Source organism: Bacillus sp. CBEL-1, assembly GCF_004348885.1.
GTDB classification, from domain to species: Bacteria; Bacillota; Bacilli; order Bacillales; family Bacillaceae_H; genus Priestia; species Priestia aryabhattai_A.
The window spans coordinates 1,702,873-1,725,460 of record NZ_SBIM01000013.1; the positions used below are offsets into that span (position 1 = coordinate 1,702,873).

Genomic DNA, 22,588 nt, shown 5'->3' on the forward strand with positions numbered 1-22,588 from the left:
ATCCACCTCTATTCTTGATATAGATACATCATACGAGGAGAATTTGGCTCAGCTAATGATTTCAAAATAGAAGATAGCTGCTGATCACTTCCCATCATTTTGTTCATACTCATAGATAACCATGAAGGAAAACCGAAGCCTGATTCGTATTCAATAACCTGAGCATCTTTTAACTTATATTGTTTTTTCATATCTGCTAAACTGTCTTCAAAAAACCCTAGTTCATCAACTAATTTTAACTCTTTCGCCTGACGTCCATCATAGATTCTTCCGTCAGCAATTTCACGGACTTTACTTTCCGATAAGTCACGCCCTTTCGAGATTACATCAACAAAGCCGCTGTATGAGTTATCAATAAGCTTTTGCATAATTTGACGCTCTTCCTCTGTCATATCTCTTGTAGGGGACATAATGTCTTTATGCTCACCACTCTTAATCGTGACATCTTTTACTCCTAGACGCTCAGCAAGCTCTCCATAGTTTACGCTTTGCATAATAACACCTAGTGAACCTGTTAGCGTATCCGGAGTTGCATAAATTTTATCAGCTGATGTCGAGATATAATACCCGCCAGATGCAGCCATTGAACCCATTGAAATATAAATAGGTTTTTTTGTATTAGCTTGAATCTCTTCTATTTTCTTATGTATTTGAGCACTTTCTACTACTCCGCCACCTGGTGAATTCACCTTTATGATAATTCCTTTGATCATGTCATCATCTTTAGCTGCATCAAGTTGCTCTAAAAACAGCTCGTGATTATAGCCCCCTTGCGAAAACACTGATGTGCTATCTCCGGTATCTTGAATCGTGCCGTTCACTTCTAAAACAGCAATCTTATTAAGAGACGTACCCTCTTCAATTACCGTTTCCGTTAGCTCGCTAGTACTTCCACCAAAGAATCCAGCAACGCCACTTTCCTCATCACTAGCAAAAAGAAAAGCAGAAACTGTGTTTACTAGTATTGAAATAATAAATACACCCACTGCGATGGCCAGTGCTACCCACCTTTTCGTATTCATGAAAACCCTCCTAAATTAATCCTGAGTACAAATTGAAAGAATAATCTTTCAATTTACGTTTTAATAGTGATATAATTATTGTAACAAACTTTTGTAAGAAAGTTTACTTTTATACTATTTTTTTACATCAAAGACGGGAAAACAAGGGGGAACTACATATGTCAAATCGTCGCAATGTTTATTTCTTTCATCCTAGAAATAAAGAAACGAATGCCGCAGTAAAACCTTTACAAGAGTTAGCGGTTAATTATGATTTTACAGTAGTAGAGCATGCGAAAGATGCAAATATTATCGTAAGTATTGGAGATGACGGTGCTTTTTTACAGGCTGTCCGTCAAACAGGTTTTAGAGATGACTGCTTATATGCAGGGGTAGCAACATCTGAGCAGCTAAATTTCTACTGTGATTTTCATATTAATGAAAAGGAAAAAATGATCGATGCTATTACTTCCGAAAACATTGAGGTAAGACGCTTTCCTGTATTAGAAACAACTATTGATCAAGGCACTACACTCCATTCGCTAAATGAATGTCTTGTGCGATCCGCATTAATAAAAACGTTTACAATGGACGTGTTTATTAATGAAAATCACTTTGAGACATTCCGTGGCGATGGTATGGTTATTTCAACACCAACAGGAAGTACCGCTTATAATAAATCTGTTAACGGTGCCGTCGTTGATCCGCTTTTACCGTGTATGCAAATCAGCGAACTTGCATCTTTAAACAATAACAATTACCGTACGCTTGGGTCTTCTTTTATTTTAAGCAGTGAGCACACATTAACACTAAAGCTCTCAAACGATAACAGCCATTACCCTGTTATTGGCTTAGATAACGAAGCAATCAGTACAAAACATGTGGATCAAATCCAAGTGCGTCTAAGCGATCGCCAAATCAAAACTGTAAAATTAAAAGATAATTCATTTTGGCAACGCGTACAGCGTACATTCTTATAAATATTATTTAAAGAGGCGTGCTTTACAGCACACCTCTTTTTTTATGAGCACTTATAGACAATCTCCCCGTTTATAATGGTGAAATGAACTTGAACTTCAAGTAGCTCATCCACGTTTACTTCAAATAAGTCCTTTTTAAACACTGTAAAGTCACCAACGTATCCCTTTTCAATCTTTCCTTTTATATGTTCTTCACTAGTCGCTTGGGCACTCCCTAAGGTAAACAATTGAATCGCTTGGAACATCGTTACCTTTTCGTTTGGCATATATGCAGGTAAGTCTCCTGGCCCTACTTTACGCGTTACGGCTGCGTGTATTCCTAATAGTGGGTTAATTGGCTCTATAGGTGCATCTGAGCCTCCTGCACACATAATATTGCTATCTAATAGCGTTTTCCAGGCGTAGCAATATTTCAATTTCTCCTCACCTATTTTATCAATTACCCATGGAAAATCACTTGCTAAAAAGCGCGGTTGAATATCTAATACAACGGGTAAACGCTTGGTTCTTTCAATCAAATCTTTTCTTAAGATTTGTGCATGAATAATACGATCCCGCACATTTTCACTAGGTGGATATTGCTCAATACTATCTAATACGTATTCAAAAGCTAAATCACCGATAGCATGAATAGCTACAGGCCTGCTAAGCTCTCTCGCCTTTCGAACAAGCTGTTTGAGCTCTGATAGACTTTGAATAGCTAGCCCGTTTGTTGATGGATCACTTTTATATGGAAAGCTAAGCAGTGCAGATTGACTACCTAGTGAACCATCAGCAAAAATTTTCATCGCACCAAATTCTAAAAATGCAGAGTGAGTAGACTGCTGTTTCACATATTGGTCCATTGACTCTACAACCCCATGATGAACAAGTAAGTTACAGCGAAATAAATTTTTTTGATCCTCTATCACTTTCTTAAATGCTTGGTATGTCCGGGTAAACCCCCCATAATAATTTAAATCTTCCGTATGTACACCTGTAAGCCCATGTTGGACACAATCTTTAATTGAAACCTGCAAAGCTTCTTCTAAATAAGCTTCTGATACAACTGGAATGTGCTTGGTTACCAATTCCTGTGCTTGATCTGCTAAAAAACCTGTTGGCCTTCCCAATTCATCAACGTGAATGGCACCTCCTTCTGGAGATTTCGTGCCTTTAGAAATGTTCGCTATTTTTAATGCTTTGCCATTTGCAAGCAGTCCGTGTCTACAAACACGTTTAAGAACAATTGGGTGTTGGTCTGTCAGTACGTCTAAATCTCGATGATGAAGTAATTCGGGGTCATCCCACTGGTTCTCATCCCATCCTTCTCCGATAATCCACTCTCCCAATGGGGTTTTCTTAACCTTTTCTTCAACTAACTTCAATACCTCATTGGCAGAAGACGCTTGGGACAAGTCTAAGCGAAGCAGTTTTTCTCCGTGTCCAATTAGATGTAAATGGCTATCAACAAAGCCGGGATACATAACGCTGCCATCTAAGTTCACTTCGTTTTGAATATCATTTTGTTGTGCATTTCTGACATTACGTTCGAAGCCTAGGTCTTCAATTACTCCATTTTTCACAAAAACACTCTCTACCCATTCTCCTTCTTGAGCCATTGTGTAAATTTTTCCACCATAAAACAATGTTCCCATCTCTCTCTCCCTTTCCCAAACGCACTTTACATTTAGTATAAAGCTTTGCCACAAATGACAAAAGAAAATCACCCAAACGAAAAGAGTGAGGTTTCCCTCACTCTTCGTTAGCCATCATTATTCAATTAATATGACTTATTTGTAGCTACCACCAAGTTGTTGTTCAGCCATTTGAACTAAACGTTTAGTGATTTCGCCACCAACAGAACCGTTAGCGCGAGCTGTTGCTTCTGGTCCAAGGTTTACACCAAATTCAGAAGCGATTTCGTATTTCATTTGGTCGATAGCAGCTGCTGAACCAGGAGCTACTAATTTGTTTGTGTTTGCCATGTGTTTTCACCTCCTCGTTGCTTGTTGAATATAGAGTGTGTCAAAACACATGGCTTCATACGCTTTTTTTTTGGTAATTTTTATCTTTTTTATTTATTAAAATAAATCGGCATCATTTTCAAGTAGATTTTGTGGCTCTAACGCCTTTATTTCAAGGGTTTCTGTATTTTGAACTGCTTCTTTTATAAGCGTATCAAAATCATAAAATTCTTCGTATCGATTTACTTTTTCACGTTTTGGCTTTGTTTTTGGTGCACTTGGTGTAAAAATTGTACAGCAATCTTCATATGGACGATTTGAAATCTCATGCGTATCAATTTGCTGAGCAATCTTAATAATATCCGTTTTGTCCATTGTGACAAGTGGCCTTAAAATTGGCGTGTTTGTTACTTCATTAATTGCATACATACTTTCAACAGTCTGGCTAGCAACCTGTCCTAAACTGTCCCCTGTTACAATTGCTAAGGATTCTCTTTGAGTACGCAATAGATCTGTAATACGAAGCATCATCCTTCTTGTAGATGTCATCGTATAATTTTCTGGAATCTGTTTTTGAATAGCTTGCTGAACAGCTGTAAACGGCACGATATGAAGCTTAATATTCGAATGATATTTCGTAAGCTTTTGAGCAAGATCAACTACTTTTTGCTTAGACCGCTCGCTTGTAAACGGTGGGCTATAAAAGTGAACTGCTTCAATTTCTAGTCCTCTTTTCATTGCTAGGTAACCTGCAACCGGGCTATCAATTCCCCCCGACAGCATAAGCATTGCGCGTCCACTTGTCCCTACAGGAAGCCCTCCAGCTCCTTGATAGTCAAAACACGTAATGTACGTGGCTTCACGACGAACTTCTACTCTTACATTTACATCAGGATTACGTACATCCACTTTTAAATTTGTTGTATTTCGCAAAATATGACTACCAACCGCATAGTTAAGCTCGCTAGTATCAAGCGGAAATTCTTTATAAGCACGACGTGTTGATACTTTAAATGTTCTATTCTCTACATCAAACTCTTTCATCGCTTTTAATGCAGCTTCTTGAATCGATTCTAATTCATTTTCTACTTTTAAAGCTAAGCTAAAGCTTTGAATACCGAAAACTTCTTGAAGACGTTCTACAATCGGCTCATGGTTTTCTCCATTCAAGTGGATGTACATACGATCTCTTGTGTATTTAATATCCACGTTAGAAAATTCGGTTAAAGCGTGGACAATATTTTGACGTAGCTGAGCAACAAATTTTTTTCTGTTTTGTCCTTTAGTGGAGATTTCTCCATAACGAATTAATATATGGTTATAAATCATTTATTTTTACCCCATTACTTTTTTTAGTTCTTCAATGACTGTGAAGATTGCATTAACTGTTGGCGTTATTTCATTAAAATCATTAACATGAGACAGGCTAATACGAATTGACTGATCGGCTTCTTCGTAACTTTTTCCCATTCCTAATAATGTTTTACTAGGCTTTTGACGCTTAGAAGAACAAGCTGATGTTGTTGATACAAAAACACCTTTTTCCTCTAGAGCATGAACGAATACTTCCCCTTTAATTCCTTTTACAGTGAAATTTAAGATGTGAGGAGCAGAACCTTCAACTGGAGTATTCATAATAATACGTTCGTGCTTTTCCAATTGAGCTTTCAGGTCACTTTGCATCTTTTTCATTTTATTACTATTCTTCGATGCATGTTCCATAGTTAAACGAAGCGCTTTTGCAAATGAGACAACTCCAGGCACATTTTCAGTGCCAGAGCGCTTCTGTAACTCTTGAGAACCTCCACTAATCAATGGTGAAAGTTCAACCCCTTGGCTTATATATAAAATCCCTGTTCCTTTTAAACCATGAATTTTATGACCTGATATTGTGCATAAATCAATATGAGCACCTCGCAACGAAAGAGGAACTTTTCCAATACCTTGAACATGATCTACATGATACAAAACCGTTGGATACTCCTTCAATATTTCCCCGATTTCTTCAATCGGCTGAATTGTTCCGATTTCATTATTAACATGCATGATTGAAACTAAAATGGTTTCAGGTCTAATTGCACTCTTAAGGTCATGAGGGTTTACAAACCCGTCTCTAGAAACAGGTAAGTATGTTACATCAAAACCAAGCTCTTGTAGTTGTTTAAAAGGTTCATGAACGGAGTCATGTTCAATAGCCGTTGTGATAATATGACGACCTCTATTTTTATATTTCATGGCTACACCTTTTATTGCCATGTTATTTCCCTCCGTACCCCCAGATGTAAAAATAATTTCTTTTGGTGATACGTGTAATAATTGTCCTACTTGCTCTCTTGATTTTGTCATAAGATTTTCCGCTTGAACACCAAACTGATGGAGCGAAGAAGGATTTCCATAATATGTTGTAGCAACCTTTGTAAAAGATTGAATAACTTCATCATAAGGCTTAGTAGTAGCACTATTATCTAAATAAATCAATGTGCACGCCCCTTTAAAAATATTTAGAAACAACTTTTTATCATAGCATACCTTCATTATTTTTTAAATGATGTTGTTTATTTATCCAAATGAAACAGATAATACTCTTAATTACCTTTCTAAACAGAAGTCTAAATATCATATAACTGCCCAGATAATTAAACTGAATATTTAGATTTTTAAAATTTTCGACATTTTTTTTATGAAATATGATAGTATGTATCAGAAACTTTATACTATTTCTATAGAATATAGGAGGCATTATGAAAAAAGAAGCACTAACTCGCAAAGAGACGTTAGCTATTGGTTTAATGCTTTTTGCCCTATTTTTTGGTGCAGGTAATATGATTTTTCCGCCCTCGTTAGGACAACAAGCAGGGGTAAATACATGGAGTGCAACAATTGGCTTTTTAATAACGGGTGTTGGATTACCGTTACTAGGAATTATCGCCACGTCTAAAACCAATGGAGATTTCACAAAAATAGCAAACCGAGTACACCCTATTTTCGGAATATTTTTTACAATTGTTTTATATCTAGCAATTGGACCTTTTTTTGGTATTCCAAGGACAGATACTGTAGCGTTTGAAATCGGCGTTACACCATTCTTGTCCGATAGCGCATTAGCTAGTAATGTACCTTTAATGATCTATACCATTATTTTCTTTGGTATTACGTTATTTCTATCATTAAATCCAACAAAAATTGTAGATCGCATAGGTAAGATTTTAACACCTTTATTATTAACAGTCTTAGCTATACTTGTTCTAAAAAGTTTACTGACACCAATGGGAGAATTTCAGCTTCCACAACCAAGATACGAATCAGCTTCATTTGTAGCAGGGTTTGTTGATGGTTATTTAACAATGGATGCTATTGCGGCTCTTGTGTTTGGGATTGTTGTCATTTCAAGTATTCGAGAAAAAGGTATTATAAATAGTCAGAAACTTTCGGCTATTTGTATTAAAGCAGGTTTTATTGCTGCGATTGGATTGATTGTAGTATATGTATCACTAGCTTACATTGGCGCATCCAGCGTAGAGTCTATCGGCATGCAATCCAATGGAGGAGCTATCTTAACGGCTGTTGCTAGGGAACTATTCGGTAGCTTTGGAACGATTATCTTAGGATTAGCAATTACATTCGCATGTTTAACTACATCAATCGGCTTAATTTCTGCTTGTAGTTCTTTTTTTCATCGTATATTCCCAAAGCTTTCCTATAAAGGCTTTGTAGTAATACTCACAATATTTAGTGCAATTATTGCAAATGTAGGGCTTACACAATTAATTTCTATTTCAGTGCCAATCCTTACATTTATCTATCCAATTGCTATTAGCTTAATTGTTCTTTCTTTGGCTGCATCAGCACTACGATTTGGACGTGAAGTATATGTACTAGCAGTCATTACAAGTGCGTTTTTTAGTCTTTTTGATGGACTAAATGCTGCTAATTTAAAAATTGCAAGCATTGACAAGTTATTTACAAGCTACCTTCCACTTTATAGCGACGGAATGGGTTGGTTAATTCCAACACTTATTGCTTGTATCATCGGCTATATGATTAGTAAGATTCGCGGAAGTTATATCGAAGATGTGGAATCCTCTTCTCGCAAGGCTTCATAAATTCCTATCACCAATAAAAAACGCCAGCTAACTAAGCTGGCGTTTTTTTTATTCTATCTATTTGTTACCATAAACTGTTGAATTTTTTCTACCGCACCAGGGTCGACCTGTTCAATCGCACTAGCCACTTCATTCAGAGCCTCTTTGTATTCATATTTCCGGAAGAGCTCTTCTGCATCTCGTAGTGCTTGAGCTACTGATCCATACTGACTACGGTAACGATTTCCATATTGAATCATTTTTTCAACAAGCTGTGCTTCTTCTAGAATTGCTTCTGTTTCTTCAAACGTCTCTTTTACAGCTTCTACAGCTTCACTAAGAAGAGTTTGGACTGCTTGAATGTTAAGCGGTTTTTCCTGAAGCTTTAACGTTGCGTCCTTCAACAGATGCATCGTTTTTTCTAACTGAACCTTATAATATTCAGGTACACCAGGTAAATTACTTTTCTGAATTAACCTCTTTGCTTCAATGAGCTGAGATTTCAACTCTTCAATCTGCTCTTTAGCTGTCAACTCATCTTTTCGCAATGCTTGCAACATATCGCTATAAGAGTCTTGCGACTGTTGAAGCTGTTTGAGTTGCTTCGACACATCTTCAAGCTCTTCTTGAATCACACTATAAGCTAAGTTATGTTCCGCTACTTTATCTGTGATATTATAGTAAAGGTTCGTTAAACGCTTTAATTCGCGGTCCATTTTGTAATATAGCTCTAAGTCTTTCTCTTTAAAATGATAACTTTGCTGTACGAACAGTGTTTCATCTCTCAATTCTCGGTTTTTATCTTGTAAAATTTTCAAAAAGTGTGAAACCGTTTGAGATTCCTGATTCATTTTATGATATGAATACACTTCGTGTTCTAAAGCATCATATAACTGTTCTAAACGTTCATTTACACTATCTAGCTTTGCCATTGCTTCTTCTACATAAAGCTCTTCAATTTGTTGAATAATCGTGTCTGTTTCATGTCTTAAAAATTCAATCGTTTCTTCAACCTGCAGGTGATCTAACACGTATCCATCCCTTGTCATCCCAATAAATCCATCAAGCAATTCCGAAAACTGAGCTGGAAGCGTAGTTTGACATTCTACTAATACTTTTGGAATTTGTTCTAAGCATGTATCAATTGCCGTTAAATCAATTTTCAGCTGTAGAACCGTTTCACGTGCTTGCAAATAGTTTCCATTTACTGTTTCTTCTTCAAAAACAACAAACTGCTTCTTTGCATGATCAATTGCTGCTTCAAGCGTTTTTTCAGCTTTTCCATATGAATAGCGATGCGCTAGCAACTTTTTCTTTACATGGCGGTGTAACTGGTTAAGCTCTTCAATATCATGACGATTATCTTGTTCACTACCAATGAGGTTTTGTAGTTCCGTTAATATGTTCTCAATTTCAGTCTTTGTTTTATCTAACAATTCATTAATATGTATAGATAGCTGCTTCGCCTTTTTAAAGCGGTATTTATCTGCACATTCTTCCGTCTCAAAAAGTAATTTATCAACTTTTGGAAGCTCAGTTGCTACGATATCATCCCACTGTTCACGCCAGCGTTCAAATAGCTCTTCAGTTTGACCTGTCATGTTTAGTTCTTTTACTTTTGAAATTTCCTCTGCTACCGGCATGTTTGCTAACTCCATCTTACGTGATTCAAGCCGGTCAATTTCTTGATAGATTTTTTTTCGTGAAAACATTCCGTACACAACTAATCCAATAATTAGTATGATTAGTGCAATAATAAATTCCATACTAAGCCCCCTTACAATACGTTCTACATGACAAGTTTCCTATTTATAAAAAGGGTTATTGTAATCCTTTAAATGTTTAAGCGTCAATGTTTTTATGATACCATGTAAAGCCTTGCTTTTGAGCAAAAATTTTAATTTTTTTGCACAAAATATTGGTAATTTGTCGACCGTATCTCGTTTTGTCATTTCTTTCAAAAAAAACCTTTTGCTTTTCTAAACTTATCGACAAAATTGTTGAAATTTCGAGTTGTGCAGTTGAAGTTTTAGACTGCAACGTTACAATTAAAGAAAATGAAAGGAATGATGCAAATTGACGAAGGTAGACCGTCATATTCACACACCGTTTTGTCCACATGGCTCAAAAGATTCATTACAAGCTTATGCAGAGCAAGCCATCCAATTAGGATTTCAGGAAATTTCATTTACAGAGCATGCCCCACTTCCTGAGAGTTTTGTTGATCCTACTCCACAACAAGATAGCAGCATGTCTATGGCACAGCTTGAAGGTTATTTAAAGGATGTCCATCGCATAAAAGAGCAGTATGCCAACGACTTAAAGATCAATGTTGGACTTGAAGTGGATTATATTGATGGATTTGAAACGAAAACTGCGCAATTCTTAAATGAATACGGCCCTCACTTAGACGACAGCATACTGTCTGTTCACTTTTTAAGGTTTGACCGCCAGTACTTTTGTTTAGATTATAGCCCCGAAGCATTTGCTCATATTGTACAGAAATTTGGAAGTGTAAGCAAAACATATGATAAGTACTACGAAACGTTGTTGAAGTCTATAAATTGTGACTTAGGAATTTTTAAGCCACAGAGAATTGGACATATGACGCTCGTTCATAAGTTCCAAAAGCAATTTCCGTGTCCTAATCCGTTTACTGAAGAAATCAATACGATTTTATTAGCCATTCAGGAAAATAACTTAGAGCTTGATTATAATGCAGCTGGGCTATTTAAACCTCTTTGTCAAGAAGCATACCCTGCTCCTAATGTGCTTGAATTAGCACGCAAAAAAAAGATCCCTCTTGTCTATGGATCAGATGCCCATTGTGCGAAGGACCTCGGTCAAGGTTACGAAGCGCTATTTTCTTGTTAAACGCACGTGCACTTGCTTGTTCGATTCACACTGTTCATATAGCATCGTTTGAATCCAAGCGGTTAGTTCACCAGTGTATTGTTCTAAAAAGTAAGTTTCTTGAGGCATGATATATAATACTTCTGTTAAATATTGTGGATGGAGGTAAGGCATCGAAAGCAGCGCTTTTAACTGGATAATGATAAATGAAGCGTTAACCTTTCGAAATTCCCTGCTCTCCATTCCTTTTTCTAAAACAGTTTTGAGATAATACTTCTCTTTTGCCAGGTATGTTGTCATAACTTCTCTTATGAACGTCGTGTCTAGTGAAATCTCACGATAAACAAGTCGCGCAATTGTACGGTTTTCATGCTGATAATTCAGTACAGCAGCAACCATCCCTTGTAAACATTCCTTAGCATCTTTATATTCTCTGAGCTCAAATTCATTTTCAAGCGCTGCTATATAGCCTTCAAAGTAAGTTGTAACAAGGGTTTCTAATAGACCTTCTTTTCCTTCAAAGTAATATGAAATATTCGCTACGTTCACCTTTGCTCTTGTAGCAATTTCGCGTACTGAAGTTCCATCAAAGCCTTTCGCGTTAAATAATGAAACCGCAGCGTCAATAATTCGTTCCTTCGTTTTAGCTTGAGTAGCCATTTTTACCACCTCATCTTTTTTCAATCAAGTGATATTTAAACAGAAATTACGTATTCTTATGCGCAATCAAAGTCATTGCAAAATCCCAGAGAAATCGTTACATTATTTAAAAGGGTTTTATCGGCTTATCTACATAATTCGTGATAAGCTTCTAAGTTCCTGTAATCTTTTATCGACAAAGTAATGAACAGAACGACGCGCTTTGATACATTTTTATACGTTTTATGTTGAATGGAGGAGAATAACATGTTTCATGTCGAAAACTATAGCGAATCAAGAGAAAAAAATTACGAGCTCGTTTTAAAACAACTTCGTGCATTAATTGACGGTGAAAATAATTTCATCGCAAACCTTTCTAATGCTTCAGCACTTTTAAATCAGTTTTTAGAAGATGTAAACTGGGTTGGATTTTATCTAACGGAAGGAAACCAACTAGTGCTTGGCCCTTTCCAAGGATTACCGGCATGCGTAAGGATTCCATTTGGACGAGGTGTTTGTGGAACTGCAGCTGAAACACATCAAACTCAGCTCGTTGCTGATGTACATCAGTTCCCTGGTCACATCGCCTGTGATGCTGCATCTCAATCAGAAATCGTTGTTCCTATTGTAAAAGACGGTAAATTAATTGGTGTGCTTGACATTGATAGCCCAATTAAAAGCCGTTTCGATGAGCTAGATCAAGCTTATTTAGAGAAGTTTGTTGAAGCTTTACTAGAAGCAATGTGATAAGTAATAAAGAGGGGTTCTTAAGAACCCCTCTTTTATAGTGAATATGCCTCATCACATTTCAAAGACATGGACTTGACAATTCTAATTAGAAAACATATAATACTCGTTGTGTAAAATATTGCAGCTTATACAATCTTCTTTATGTTTTTCATTTTGTTCCTCAGCATAAGCTGATGGTGTATCGTGTAACTCTCTGCTGCTAGAGCGATGGTACATGAAAACAAAATGAGCATATCGCTAGAATGTGTCTGTTTTTGTTTTGCATAAAATAAAAACACAAACAAGGAGGAGTCATCATGGCTCGTTATACAGGTCCAAGTTGGAAAATTTCTCGTCGCTTAGGTCTTTCTCTAAGTGGTACAGGTAAAGAATTAGAAAAACGCCCTTACGCTCCAGGTCCACATGGTCCAGGACAACGTAAGAAAATTTCTGAGTACGGTTTACAATTACAAGAAAAGCAAAAATTACGTCACATGTACGGCGTAAACGAGCGTCAATTCCGTAACTTATTCGTTGCTGCTGGTAAATTAACTGGTAAGCACGGTGAGAACTTCATGATTCTTTTAGAAGCTCGTCTTGATAACTTAGTATACCGTATGGGTCTTGCACGCACTCGTCGTCAAGCTCGTCAATTAGTTAACCACGGTCACATCTTAGTTGATGGTAAACGTGTTGACATCCCATCTTACCGTGTACAACCAGGTCAAGTAATTGGTGTTCGCGAAAAGTCTCGCAACCTTTCAATTATTAAAGAATCTGTAGAAGCTACAAACTTCGTACCAGACTACTTAACTGTAGATGCTGAAAAATTAGAAGGTACTTTCACTCGCTTACCTGAGCGTACTGAACTATCTCCTGAAATCAACGAAGCACTAATCGTAGAGTTCTACTCTCGTTAATTAATTTTCTCTTTAAAGAGAAATACAAAAAACCTAGAACCCTTGTTACAGCAAGGTTCTAGGTTTTTTGTTTATTTTCGGCTTTGTAGAATAGCGTATTCTCCCAACCATTTGAGAGGAGTTTTGAAGGAACTTTAATTCTAATTAAAAACTCGTGTACAGACGCTTACTATTAGAGTGGCTAAATTTATTATTATCATAATAGTAAGTCCACTCTTCAATTGTCGAGTGAGCCATTGTCTATGTAGATTCTGGGTAGATTATACCTCTATCCCACAGAACCGCTATTGAGTACGAATATATATAATAGTTATAACTGTTATACTCTAGTCCACTAATTGTAGCTAGAAATTTTCATAACAATTGACTCCGGCTAAATATTTGTTAATATCATCCCTTTACTTATACAGAATTTATTTTAGCAACAGATGAATCGCTCCCGATTGTCTAATATCATTTACTTGAACAGTATTCTTGTACCTTACAGAAATAATTTTCCTTTTTCCTCCTCTATCTTATACAAATAGTATTCCGTTAATAAAACAAGCAGATAAAACCTATATATCTTTCTCAACAGTGAATCTGAATGTTTTTTTACTAACCATAAAAGCAAGATTCTTTTTCAATAGAGCACCAGATTTATTTTATTCTTTTTTAAAGCGATAACCTACACCCCAAACTGTTTCAATAAATTTTGGGTTTGATGGATCTTCTTCAATCTTTTCTCTAATTTTTCGAATATGGACCGTAACTGTTGTAATATCACCTATAGAATTATATCCCCATATTCGGTCAAATAAATGCTCTTTCGAGAATACTCTATTTGCATTTTCCGCCAAAAAAAGTAATAAATCGTACTCTTTTGCTGTAAATATTTTTTCCTCCTTATTTATAATGACTTTTCGTGAGTCTCGATGAATAACCAATCCTCTAATTTGCAAGGTTTCTTGTTCTTTTTCGCGATTTATTAGACGATCATACCTTGATATGTGTGCTTTCACTCTTGCAACTAACTCATTAGGATTAAAAGGTTTGACAATATAATCATCTGCTCCTCGATCAAACCCTTTAATCTTGTCAATATCTTCCTTTCTAGCTGTCACCATCAAAATAGGAATATCATATTTTTTTCGTAACTCCTTGCATAGTTCCAATCCATTTACTCCTGGTAACATCACATCTATCAACATAAGGTCATATTTATTTGAATTCGCTAATTGGAGTCCTTCCTCACCTGTTGATGCGATATCACTATCAAAACCATTTACTTCCAAATAATCCCTTTGTAATTCCGCTATATCCATTTCATCCTCAATAATTAATACTTTTTTCATTTTACTTCACCTTTTTTAATTTAAAATAAATGCTAGTACCTATACCCGAAGTACTTTTACACCAAATCTTTCCTTCATGTCCCTCTATAATTTTTTTTGCAATGGATAACCCTAAACCACTTCCACCTTTTGATGAATTTCTAGACATGTCTGCTCGATAAAAACTTTCAAATATGTAGGGTAAATCTTCATTGCTAATCCCACTACCATTATCTTTTATTTCAACAATTACCTCATCAGTAAAAGATGTTAGATTAATTGTGATTTCCTTTTGTTCTTTATCCATGTATTTCAAACTATTTTGTACAATATTTGTTACTACTCGATATAGTTTATCTCGATCTGCTTCTACCAAATAAATTTCCCCACAATCATACGAAAGAATCGCTCTCCCATGCTCTTTTTCTAACATAAAAGATAATTCATCAATAAAATCAGAAAACAGTAACTTTAAGTCCACTTCCTCAAAGTGAAAAGGAATTTGATGTAAGTCTAATTTTGAATATAGAAAAAGCTCATCAATTAAGCTATCCATATCTGTTGTATTCCTATAAATTATTTCCATGTATCGATTTAATTTTTCAGGAGTATTTGCCACTCCATCTTGTATCCCTTGAACATAACCTTTAATAGAGGTTAATGGTGTTTTCAAATCATGAGAAATACTAGCTATAAGCTCTTGACGATTCAGTTGAAATTGAGATTGAATCATATCTGCTTCTTTTAGCTTTCGTCGCATTTCTTCGAATATGTTGGATAATTGACCTATCTCATCCATTGAATCTGATGTGATGTTGAACTCTAAATTTCCTTGACTAATCTCTTTTGCTGCAAGTGAAAGCTTCTTAATAGGTTTTAGAATGCTTTTTGAAACATAATACGTCATTAAACCATTTGTTACTATTAGTATGATAACCATTGCAATTATTCGAAAACTAACAAAGAACTTTAACTGCTCCCCTTTTAATTCCCCATTAAACATATCAAACATTAAGTAACCTAAAATTATTTCTACTAATAAAAAGCTTCCAAGCGGAATAACAATCATTCCAAGATTAGAGAGAATCAATCTCTTTTTAATCGACATACGCTCACCTTCTTAGTTTACAGTTTCTCCTTATCTTTGATTATTATCTAAACAAGAACTCCTTTTTCAAAGAGAAAAGCTGCCTGGTTTCCCTTGGCAGCTTAATTTGCCGATAAATAGTTATGCTTGCTCAAATATTTGACCATCCTCAATATATAACACCCGATCACAATGATGTAATACTCTTTCGTCATGAGTTACCATAATGGCTGCTTTATTTCTTAATTTTACTTCCTTTGAAATCATTTCTACTACTTGTTTCCCGCGTTCAGAGTCTAAACTTGCTGTTGGCTCATCAGCTAGAACAATATCAGGATCATTCATAAAAGCTCTTGCTATGGCAACTCTTTGTTTTTCCCCGCCTGACAGTTTGTTGGGATATTGTTTAAGTCTATGAGTTAAACCTAGATGTTCAATTAATTCTTTTGACTTTTCCACATTTCCCCTTTTCCCTTTCTTTGCAATATCTGTTACTAATAATAATTGGTCTTTTACAGTTAAATAAGGAATTAAATTGGCAGATTGAAATATGAATCCTATCTTGTCTCGTCTTACAGAAGTTAGTTTTGCCGAGTTAAAGTGTTCTATGTTTTTATTATCTACTATAACCTTTCCCTTAGTAGGCGTTAATAATGCTCCAATAATAGATAACAACGTACTTTTTCCAGAACCCGATGGACCTACAATTGCGATAAACTCTCCTCGATTTACACTGAATGAAATGTTCTTTAATACTGTAACCGTCGAATCACCATCACCAAATATTTTTGAAATATTCTCTAATTTCAATATATCTTGTTTCATTATTCAACCCTCCCAATAGCTTCAAGTGCATCCGTTTTAGCAACTTGATAAACTGATAATAAAGCACCAATTAAGTTTAATAGTAAAAATAATGCAGCAGTACCGAGCATTAAAGTTGGAGTTAATCTAAAGGGCATTTCTTCTGGAATTACTTGAGTCATACCGTAAACGAGTAGACTACTAAAAGTTAAACCTGTCACAGTTAATAAAATGACTTGAATCATAATACTCTTTGCAATATAACCAGTAGTTGCACCAATAGCTTTCAATACTCCCAATTGGTTTAATTTGTGTATCGTTATGACATAAAAAAATACCGTTGAAACAAACGCTGAAATAATAAATAGGAAGACGACTATCATATTTAATGAACCTTGTGTTTCTTTATACCCTGGGATTGCTTTCACTGTTTGGTTAACGGACCTTGTATCGTACTCTTTCATATCAACTTTTTCACCTGAATATAGTACCGCATTATACATGGATTCAGATTGATATATTGAACTTAAACCCATCTCAAGATCTGTATAAACGACAGGAATATTTGAATAAAGTTGATTTTTTGAAAAACCTGCAATCACCATCTCTTTTCCAGTCACTTTATCTACCACTTTATCATTTATTTGAAAACCGGTAGTTTTTAAACTTTCATCGACAATTATTTCATTTTTATCTAATTCACTAATATTTTTTCCTTCTATAACTTCTATTTCCGGATATTTATCTGTGTTCACCGAAAAATACGTAACATCGGCAGGTGCCTCTCCACTTTTAACTAAAGATGACATCATCGTGATAGAAAGAGGCGTAGCGTCCTCACTTATCTGGTCTTTAATAGTATTTATATCATCTAATGTTAATTCCGATTTTATAATCGCACCATTGGCCTCCTTGTTCATTACAACATAGTCGGCGCTTAAATATTTGATTGCAGCACCATCCCCATATGCAAGACCATTTGCTAATCCTGAGATAAAGAACACTAGAAATAAAACCGCAATCATAATTAACCCTATCAATGTGTATCTAATTTTTGATTGGGCCATCTCTTTAAAGGCTAAAAACATAATAAATTCTCCTTTTTTACTTTTTAAAAGTTTTGTGATCTATGATTGGTACTAAGATTGCACAAACAAAAGATGTGTAATAGGAAAGATATTTAATTCCAAATGGTTCATTAAAAAGCGTCATACCTACAACACCAATGAAACTAGAAAGAGCTATACCTAAAATAAAACCACCAAATACTCCAACAATAACTGCTATAAAAACTCTCACGATTTATACAATCCTTTCTAAGTCTTATTCTTACTAACAAGTTTCCAAGAGCTAAACAGAATTACAATAGATAGAGCAAGTAATAGAATTGCCACAACAGGGTGCGTAGCTCCTATCCACTGAATAATCCTTGAAATATTTGCAGTAAAATACATTAGGAACGTCAATCCAAATAGTGCAAACATTTGCCCATAAGCCTTTTTTGGAACCGCACCTAAGTAAGCGAAGGCAAGCATTAAGAGTGGTATCGTAAATCCAAATTTCTGTACAAATACTACATGATTCTTCCAGTTAGCTAGATTCACAAATGTTGCCATACCACCCCAGAACATTTGAATGATAATACAAATTGTAAAAACTATCGCTAATACCAAATATGTGATTCGTCCTACACGATTACTTGTACTTACTTACTTCAATTTGTGCCCTCCTTTTGTTTTGCTATATTTGTATAGTAGGATGCAATTATAAACATCCTCTTAGAGATTTCTTAAATATTTATTAAGTAACTTGTTCTTACAGTAATTGAGGCATCTAATATTAAAGCTACCCTTTCTACAATATTTTAGGATTCTTTCAACAATAAAAAAGACAGCCACATATTAGGCTGTCGATTATAGATAGAAACTTACTATTTCATTAAGAGTTACGAACTATTTGGAAGATATACTCTCGCAGTTAAAGATACTTATGAAGAAAAAATATAGAATAACTTTTCATACCGAAGCTTGGGAGAAGAGAGACTTCTTTTACTTTGATAACATAGGTTGAAATTTCTCTTCAGGGTTGTATTAATATATTCCAATTAAAGATTAATCAATTATTACATCATTTCCTTGTTCACGTAACTTTTGTAAAGATGTTAGCATACGATTTATTTCTTCATCGGAATGCCTTTCCCATGTACTTAATTCAGCTATTATTTTTAAAGGCGATTTAGACCTATAAGAACGTGTGGGGTTCCCCAGAAACTTTTTGTTGGTTAAATTAGGATCATCTTCAAAATCACCTGATGGTTCTACAATGTAAATTCTTTCTTTAGATTTAGATGTCGCTAATTCAGCACCCCATTTAGCCGCATCTAATGTGGCTGTGAAATATATATAGTTAGATTTTTTGTCTTGATAATTTGATAAGTGTTGTGGCTCTAAAAGATCTCCAATTTTCAGTTCTGCTTTAGTGCCATGAAAGAAAGGACCTTTATCTATTACATCTCTTTTGTCATTCATACTTATACACCTCATTTTTAAATTTGTATATAACAGTATAGGACAGGAATTTTAGAAAGTGTAGTCTATAAATAACTTACTATTAGTTGTATAATGTAAGTAGAGAGGACGATAATTCCCTATTATTTATTAGTAACCCCCATGTCATTGTTAATTAGCATGAAACCTCACCATTTCCCTTCAATAAAATCCATTAAGATACAGTTCAATCGAATTTTTTTAATTCTACTTACTGCAATAGACTTATTTTCTGTTCTTTTTCTAATAATAAAAAGACGCTCCAGTGTGAGCGTCTTTTTCATTAATATTGAATCAACGTATATTTTTTCTTACCGCGTCGAATAACTGTGAACTGCCCTTCAATACGATCTTCTTCCGTCATTACTTTTTGAAGGTCTTGAATACGTTCTCCGTTAATATAAATTGCTCCGTTTGTTACATCTTCACGCGCTTGACGTTTAGACGGAGAAATTTTACTTTCAACAAGCAAATCGATAAGTCCTACTTCTTCACCACTATGATTGTAAGAAGGTACATCTTTAAATCCTTCTTTAATTTCTGCTGCAGTTAACTCAGAAATGTTACCGTTAAATAAAGCTTGTGAAATACGAATTGCTTGCTCTAGAGCTGCCTTCCCATGAACAAGCTCCGTCATTTCAGACGCTAATGCCTTTTGAGCCTCACGTTTTTCAGGTGCTTCATTAGCAGATACTTCAAGTGCTGTAATCTCTTCATGAGATAAGAACGTAAAATACTTTAAGTATTTTACAACATCGCGGTCATCGGTATTAATCCAGAACTGATAGAACTCATAAGGACTTGTCTTTTCAGCGTCTAACCAAACTGCTCCACCTTCTGTTTTACCAAACTTTGTACCGTCAGCTTTTGTTACAAGCGGAACTGTTAAACCAAATGCTTTTGCATCTTCTTCTGATTTACGAATTAGTTCAAGGCCAGCTGTAATGTTCCCCCACTGGTCACTTCCCCCAATTTGTAGCTTACAGTTATACGTTTTGTATAAATTTAAGAAGTCATAAGACTGCAGAATCATGTAACTAAATTCTGTGAAAGAAATTCCTGACTCAATACGCGATTGAACTGAATCTTTTGCCATCATGTAATTGATGCCAAAGTTCTTACCAATATCACGTAAGAAAGTAATAACATCTAGAGATCCAATCCAGTCATAGTTGTTTGCAATAACCGCTTGATTATCTCCGTTTTCAAAATCTAAGAAGCGAGATAGCTGACCTTTAATACGATCACTAAACATTGCTACCGTTTCTTTTTCATTTAGCGTACGTTCTGCTTTTTTCCCACTTGGATCTCCAATAAGACCTGTACCTCCACCAACTAGTGCAATTGGCTGATGGCCAGCTTGCTGGAAACGACGTAAAATTAACACCGGTAACAAATGGCCAATATGTAAACTATCAGCCGTTGGATCAAATCCACAATATAAGCGAACTGATTCCAAATTTAATAACTCACTTAACCCTTTTTCATCCGTTTGTTGATTAATAAGACCACGGAATTCAAGATCTTGTAAAATGCTCATCTAAATTTCTCTCCTTTAATATATCTTTCAAAACAACACAAAAACGCCCCTTCTATAAAAGAAGGGACGAAAATATCGCGGTACCACCCTATTTGAAAATAACAACAGTTATTTTCCACTTAAACGATGTAACGGTCTTCCCGTCTTTTGCTACTAAAATATTCACAAAAGATGCTCAAGGATGTACTTCATATCTGTCTATGGCTGATTTACACCGACCACCAGCTCTCTTTAACAGGGAGACAGCTACTACTTTTTCCTATCTCTGCATTTTATATTAAAAAAATCTATACAGCATTATTATGAATGATTTCATTTTAAAATTCAAGTAGCAATCTATGTGATTAAAAACTAAGAACTCAAAGAGAAATCTCTTTGAGTTTTTTTAAAATTAATCTTCCATAGTTGATAAATCACCTGTTGGAAGATCTAACTCCCATGCTTTTAAGACACGGCGCATAATCTTACCGCTTCTTGTTTTTGGAAGCTTGTCTCTAAATTCAATTTCACGTGGCGCTGCATGAGCAGCCAACCCTTTTTTCACGAACTGACGGATTTCCTCAATCAACTCATCCGAAGGTTGGTGACCATCTCTTAATGCGATAAATGCTTTAATAATTTCACCACGAACAGGGTCTGGTTTTCCGATAACTCCTGCTTCAGCAATTGCTGGATGTTCCACAAGCTTACTTTCAACTTCAAACGGCCCTACACGCTCACCAGCTGTCATAATAACATCATCGATTCGCCCTTGGAACCAAAAATAACCATCTTCATCCATATAAGCTGAATCTCCTGATACGTACCAATCACCTGGCATAAAATATGATTCATATTTTGCTTGGTTATTCCAAATTGTATGCATCATAGAAGGCCAGCCTTTTTTAATAGCTAAATTCCCCATTCGATAAGGTGGGAGTTCTTGGCCCTGATCATCAACAATAGCTGCTGTCACGCCTGGAATTGGCTTGCCCATCGATCCCGGCTTAATCTTCATGCACGGGTAGTTACAAATTGTTTGAGCACCTGTTTCTGTCATCCACCACGTATCATGGATGCGCTTTTGAAATACCTTCATCCCCCAGCGCACAACCTCAGGATTCAAAGGTTCACCTACACTTAAAACATGACGAAGCTGAGATAGATTATAGCGCTTTACAAGCTCATCTCCCGCTCCCATCAGCATACGAAAAGCAGTAGGCGCACTATACCACACGGTAATACCGTACTCTTCAAGAGCCTGATACCACGAATCTGGACTAAAACGTCCACCAATAATAACATTTGTTGAGCCGGTTAGCCATGGACCAAAAATACCGTAAGATGTACCTGTGACCCAACCAGGATCAGCCGTACACCAATATACATCTTCATCTTTTAAATCCAACACCCATTTAGCAGTTTGATAGTGTTGGAGCATCGCATTATGAACATGTAAAACACCTTTTGGTTTGCCAGTTGAACCTGATGTGTAGTGCAACAGCATACCATCAGTTCGATCAACCCATTCAATTTCAACTTCTTTACTTGCTTGTGCAATACGCTGATTAAAATCTAAAAATGGTCCATGCTCTTCCACTTCTTCACCTACAAGAAGAACATGTTTTAAAGCGGGTAATTCCTGGACGGGTACACGTTGGAGTAATTCTGGAGTTGTAATTAATACTTTCGCTTCACTGTCTTCAAGTCGATCTTTCACAGCACCTTCCATAAATGCTTCGAATAATGGACCAACAATAGCTCCTAATTTAATAGCACCTATAAGAGCAAAATACAGTTCAGGAGATCTCGGCATAAAAATAAAAACGCGGTCTCCTTTTTCAACATCTGCCTGTTTTAAAACATTCGCTGCTTTATTTGACCAATCTTTCATTTCACGATACGTATACTTTTCATTACGATTCGCATCGCGATAATAAAGCGCTACTTTATTTTTCCTCGTAGAGTTTGCGTGCCTATCTATTGCTTCATAGGCAGCATTTAGTTTACCTGTTTCATGCCAAGAAAATTCTTTTTCCACCTGTGACCAATCAAATTCTGTATACATTTGATCATAGTCCTGTAAATTATACTCACCGTTAATTACAGGAAGCGCTTCCACCTTCATCACAAACTCCCCCTTATGTAAATATTCTCATCCCTATTATA

21 protein-coding genes and 1 other annotated feature are annotated in these 22,588 nt (G+C 35.7%); of the genes, 5 read left to right on the forward strand and 16 right to left on the reverse strand.

Annotated features, from left to right (window positions below; genetic code table 11):
* Positions 1 to 8: 8 nt before the first annotated feature.
* The gene (gene sppA / locus EPL02_RS18635; protein ID WP_131888391.1) at positions 9 to 1,022 is read right to left on the reverse strand and encodes a signal peptide peptidase SppA; all 1,014 of its coding nucleotides are present in this window, start codon (positions 1,020 to 1,022) and stop codon (positions 9 to 11) included.
* A gap of 158 nt (positions 1,023 to 1,180) precedes the next feature.
* On the opposite strand from sppA, the gene EPL02_RS18640 reads away from it, so the two are divergent.
* Complete coding sequence (locus tag EPL02_RS18640) at positions 1,181 to 1,981, forward strand: NAD kinase (RefSeq protein ID WP_131888392.1); 801 nt, start codon at positions 1,181 to 1,183, stop codon at positions 1,979 to 1,981.
* A gap of 41 nt (positions 1,982 to 2,022) precedes the next feature.
* Here EPL02_RS18640 and EPL02_RS18645 read toward each other — a convergent pair whose 3' ends face one another.
* From EPL02_RS18645 to EPL02_RS18660, 4 genes are all read right to left on the reverse strand, one after another.
* Positions 2,023 to 3,618: an amidohydrolase gene (locus EPL02_RS18645; RefSeq protein WP_131888393.1), complete on the reverse strand. Its 1,596-nt coding sequence runs from the start codon at positions 3,616 to 3,618 to the stop codon at positions 2,023 to 2,025.
* A 135-nt stretch (positions 3,619 to 3,753) separates the two neighbouring features.
* A complete protein-coding gene (locus EPL02_RS18650) occupies positions 3,754 to 3,948 on the reverse strand; it encodes an alpha/beta-type small acid-soluble spore protein (protein WP_094911899.1) in 195 nt (64 codons plus the stop codon).
* A 96-nt stretch (positions 3,949 to 4,044) separates the two neighbouring features.
* On the reverse strand, positions 4,045 to 5,256 hold the full coding sequence (gene thiI / locus EPL02_RS18655) for a tRNA uracil 4-sulfurtransferase ThiI (protein ID WP_094911900.1): 1,212 nt from the start codon (positions 5,254 to 5,256) through the stop codon (positions 4,045 to 4,047).
* Positions 5,257 to 5,262: 6 nt separating this feature from the next.
* Positions 5,263 to 6,405, reverse strand: a complete 1,143-nt coding sequence (locus EPL02_RS18660) for a cysteine desulfurase family protein (protein ID WP_131888394.1) — start codon at positions 6,403 to 6,405, stop codon at positions 5,263 to 5,265.
* A 263-nt stretch (positions 6,406 to 6,668) separates the two neighbouring features.
* Between EPL02_RS18660 and brnQ the strand changes: the two genes are divergently transcribed.
* Complete coding sequence (brnQ, locus tag EPL02_RS18665) at positions 6,669 to 8,030, forward strand: branched-chain amino acid transport system II carrier protein (protein WP_131888395.1); 1,362 nt, start codon at positions 6,669 to 6,671, stop codon at positions 8,028 to 8,030.
* A gap of 53 nt (positions 8,031 to 8,083) precedes the next feature.
* Here the strand turns inward: brnQ and ezrA are convergent, their stop codons facing one another.
* Positions 8,084 to 9,775, reverse strand: a complete 1,692-nt coding sequence (ezrA, locus tag EPL02_RS18670) for a septation ring formation regulator EzrA (RefSeq protein WP_131888396.1) — start codon at positions 9,773 to 9,775, stop codon at positions 8,084 to 8,086.
* A 310-nt stretch (positions 9,776 to 10,085) separates the two neighbouring features.
* On the opposite strand from ezrA, the gene hisJ reads away from it, so the two are divergent.
* Positions 10,086 to 10,883, forward strand: a complete 798-nt coding sequence (gene hisJ, locus EPL02_RS18675; protein ID WP_131888397.1) for a histidinol-phosphatase HisJ — start codon at positions 10,086 to 10,088, stop codon at positions 10,881 to 10,883.
* Here the strand turns inward: hisJ and refZ are convergent.
* Entirely contained in the window at positions 10,869 to 11,522 is a 654-nt protein-coding gene (refZ, locus tag EPL02_RS18680) for a forespore capture DNA-binding protein RefZ (RefSeq protein ID WP_094911906.1), read from the reverse strand. The two genes, hisJ and refZ, sit on opposite strands and share 15 nt — an antisense overlap.
* 246 nt (positions 11,523 to 11,768) lie before the next feature.
* Here refZ and EPL02_RS18685 point away from each other — a divergent pair, with 246 nt between their 5' ends.
* Both EPL02_RS18685 and rpsD read left to right on the forward strand, forming a co-directional pair.
* Entirely contained in the window at positions 11,769 to 12,248 is a 480-nt protein-coding gene (locus tag EPL02_RS18685) for a GAF domain-containing protein (protein ID WP_094911907.1), read from the forward strand.
* Between the two features lie 299 nt (positions 12,249 to 12,547).
* Positions 12,548 to 13,150, forward strand: a complete 603-nt coding sequence (gene rpsD / locus EPL02_RS18690) for a 30S ribosomal protein S4 (RefSeq protein ID WP_025909471.1) — start codon at positions 12,548 to 12,550, stop codon at positions 13,148 to 13,150.
* A 644-nt stretch (positions 13,151 to 13,794) separates the two neighbouring features.
* Here rpsD and EPL02_RS18695 read toward each other — a convergent pair.
* The 9 genes from EPL02_RS18695 to acsA form a co-directional block, all read right to left on the reverse strand.
* Positions 13,795 to 14,484 carry a response regulator transcription factor gene (locus tag EPL02_RS18695; protein WP_131888398.1) on the reverse strand — a complete coding sequence of 230 codons (690 nt, stop codon included), beginning with the start codon at positions 14,482 to 14,484 and terminating at the stop codon, positions 13,795 to 13,797.
* 1 nt (position 14,485) lies between these two features.
* Positions 14,486 to 15,571: a sensor histidine kinase gene (locus EPL02_RS18700; protein ID WP_131888399.1), complete on the reverse strand. Its 1,086-nt coding sequence runs from the start codon at positions 15,569 to 15,571 to the stop codon at positions 14,486 to 14,488.
* Between the two features lie 120 nt (positions 15,572 to 15,691).
* Positions 15,692 to 16,375, reverse strand: a complete 684-nt coding sequence (locus EPL02_RS18705; RefSeq protein ID WP_131888400.1) for an ABC transporter ATP-binding protein — start codon at positions 16,373 to 16,375, stop codon at positions 15,692 to 15,694.
* The gene (locus tag EPL02_RS18710) at positions 16,375 to 17,442 is read right to left on the reverse strand and encodes an ABC transporter permease (RefSeq protein WP_131888401.1); all 1,068 of its coding nucleotides are present in this window, start codon (positions 17,440 to 17,442) and stop codon (positions 16,375 to 16,377) included. Before EPL02_RS18710 ends, EPL02_RS18705 begins: the two co-directional genes overlap by 1 nt.
* Before the next feature lie 16 nt (positions 17,443 to 17,458).
* The gene (locus tag EPL02_RS18715; protein ID WP_131888402.1) at positions 17,459 to 17,653 is read right to left on the reverse strand and encodes a DUF5957 family protein; all 195 of its coding nucleotides are present in this window, start codon (positions 17,651 to 17,653) and stop codon (positions 17,459 to 17,461) included.
* Positions 17,654 to 17,670: 17 nt separating this feature from the next.
* Positions 17,671 to 18,027, reverse strand: a complete 357-nt coding sequence (locus EPL02_RS18720; protein ID WP_131888403.1) for a DUF6220 domain-containing protein — start codon at positions 18,025 to 18,027, stop codon at positions 17,671 to 17,673.
* A gap of 438 nt (positions 18,028 to 18,465) precedes the next feature.
* The gene (gene arr, locus EPL02_RS18725) at positions 18,466 to 18,882 is read right to left on the reverse strand and encodes an NAD(+)--rifampin ADP-ribosyltransferase (RefSeq protein WP_131888404.1); all 417 of its coding nucleotides are present in this window, start codon (positions 18,880 to 18,882) and stop codon (positions 18,466 to 18,468) included.
* Positions 18,883 to 19,183: 301 nt separating this feature from the next.
* The gene (tyrS, locus tag EPL02_RS18730; protein ID WP_094911908.1) at positions 19,184 to 20,440 is read right to left on the reverse strand and encodes a tyrosine--tRNA ligase; all 1,257 of its coding nucleotides are present in this window, start codon (positions 20,438 to 20,440) and stop codon (positions 19,184 to 19,186) included.
* A 59-nt stretch (positions 20,441 to 20,499) separates the two neighbouring features.
* Positions 20,500 to 20,715: a binding site (T-box leader), on the reverse strand.
* 116 nt (positions 20,716 to 20,831) lie between these two features.
* Positions 20,832 to 22,547 (reverse strand): acetate--CoA ligase, encoded by a 1,716-nt coding sequence (acsA, locus tag EPL02_RS18735; RefSeq protein WP_094911909.1) that lies wholly within the window; start codon positions 22,545 to 22,547, stop codon positions 20,832 to 20,834.
* Positions 22,548 to 22,588 lie beyond the last annotated feature (41 nt).